Consider the following 1,826-nt stretch of genomic DNA (forward strand, 5'->3'; position numbering starts at 1 on the left):
CCGATCGAGTCCTCGGGTCTCGGGGATGGTGAACCGGTTGCCAGCGATGGCATCGGGACGCCATCACCCGACACCCCGTTTGCTGCGGCTTCCAGCCGTCCTCGCCATCCACCCTCCGGGAGTCACCGTCTCCCGTCGGAGTCGGGGTTCCCTCGCCTTCTTGGAGAACCCCATGAGTCATGCTTTCCCAGACAGATCCTTCCAGAGCTCGTCACCGCGGCGCAGCACCATCGACATCGAGGAACAGCGCGCCTGGGTCGGCTTCTACAGACGCGTCGGCCGTGACGTCGCCCTCGCCGCCGAGGTGATGGCGCAGCTCGACGGCGACGCCGAGATGAAGCGTCGCCACCTGGCGCTGTACCTGTCCTGCAAGCAGTCGCTGCGCGTCCACAAGGCGCGCCAGGCCCGCGACAAGCGCATCGGGCAGTGGCTGCGCCTGCTGGTCCAGTGGACGCTGCAGCGACCCGCAGCCTTCGTCGGCGGCGTCACGCAGAAGGCGTACCACCGCACTGCCGACGTCCTGGACGAGGCCATTGCCGCTGCACCGCCAGCCTCGCCAGCAACATCGAAGCGGGGCGCGCGCCCAGCCGCGGCCCGTGACGCCGACAGCAGGCCCGAACCGGCCGCCGCGCAGGTTCGTCAGCTGCTGGGCGATGCCGAGTTCGCCGACGCGCACGCCCGCTTCCAGCACCAGGCCGGCATGTCCCCGGCGTCGCCGGTCAGTGGCTCCGAAGGCGGCTCCGAGCGTGCCCCGGAACCTCCCGTCGACGGCCCCGCACCCGCCGTCCAGATCAGCCGGCGCTGATCCGATGACCGAGCCCCGGCGCAGCCCCATCGGCTGCACCGGGTTCGATCGCTGACGTGCCTCGGCCATGGACTGACGTCCAGCGGTCTGGCGCGACCGGCACCCGATCCAACCGCCCGCGGGCCCGCCCGCCAGGGCCGGTGTCCGCCCTCCCAACTTCGAGAGTTCCCCATGCGAGACATCACCCTGAATCCCGAGCAACGCCTGTATGTGATCGCCACCGAAGGTGGCGTGACCTGCTTCGGCTTCGACAACGCCCGCGACCATGCCCGGCAGATCGCGCAGCGCCTCGATCGTCCCGACCTGATGCCGACCGCCGACGACGCGGCCAGCCTCACCGGCTACGAGCAGTACCTCGCTGCGGTGCGTGCCTGGGGCGAGTCCGCCCAGGGCCACGGCACCTACTTCGACCCCGGCACGGACCCTCGCCTGGCGAGGGTGCTGGAGACCTGCCGCCGGGACGGCCGCAAGGTGCGGCTGGTGCTGGGCGACACCGGCACCGGCGCGAGCTGGCTCGACGAGTTCGACGTGGTCGGCTCGGTCGGCCGCTCGACCGGCCTGCTGAAGGTGCCGCTGCTCGTCGAGCCGGGACAGGCGGGCGGCACGGCCATCCTCTGTGCGCATGTGCTGGCACTGATGGACTGGGACACCGGCCTGCCCCTGTACCGCCACTCGCGCTGGCAGCCACCGGAACTGCGCATCCGCGCCAGTGAAGACGATGCCCGTCCCTGGGCCGTGGTGCTGCACGAGCAGCCCGTGGCGAACTTCGACGACATCGGCAAGGCCGGTGCGTACCTCGCGTTCATGCGCGGGGCAAGCGTCGAGCCGCGCGTGTTCCGCTGAACCACCCGGTCGAACGTTCGAGGCCCTTCAGACGGCCCGATCCAGATCCACTCCAGGCCGTCACCCAGCACGCCCCCGGCCCAGCACCGGGGGCGTTCCTGTTTCCGAGACTGCGAACGGGGCGACGGGCGCTCAGCGACCGGTCAGGGACTGCACCTCACGCTCGATCAGCCAGTGC

2 protein-coding genes are annotated in these 1,826 nt (G+C 70.9%); both read left to right on the forward strand.

The genetic code is table 11. From position 1 onward, the window contains the following. Nucleotides 1-172: 172 nt before the first annotated feature. Nucleotides 173-805: a hypothetical protein gene (locus ACE3OU_RS18780; RefSeq protein ID WP_054018253.1), complete on the forward strand. Its 633-nt coding sequence runs from the start codon at nucleotides 173-175 to the stop codon at nucleotides 803-805. Nucleotides 806-976: 171 nt separating this feature from the next. Further along, nucleotides 977-1,648 carry a hypothetical protein gene (locus ACE3OU_RS18785; RefSeq protein WP_374243083.1) on the forward strand — a complete coding sequence of 224 codons (672 nt, stop codon included), beginning with the start codon at nucleotides 977-979 and terminating at the stop codon, nucleotides 1,646-1,648. Nucleotides 1,649-1,826: the final 178 nt, after the last annotated feature.

The sequence above is a fragment of the Zoogloea sp. genome (genome assembly GCF_041908905.1).
Lineage (GTDB): Bacteria > Pseudomonadota > Gammaproteobacteria > Burkholderiales > Rhodocyclaceae > Zoogloea.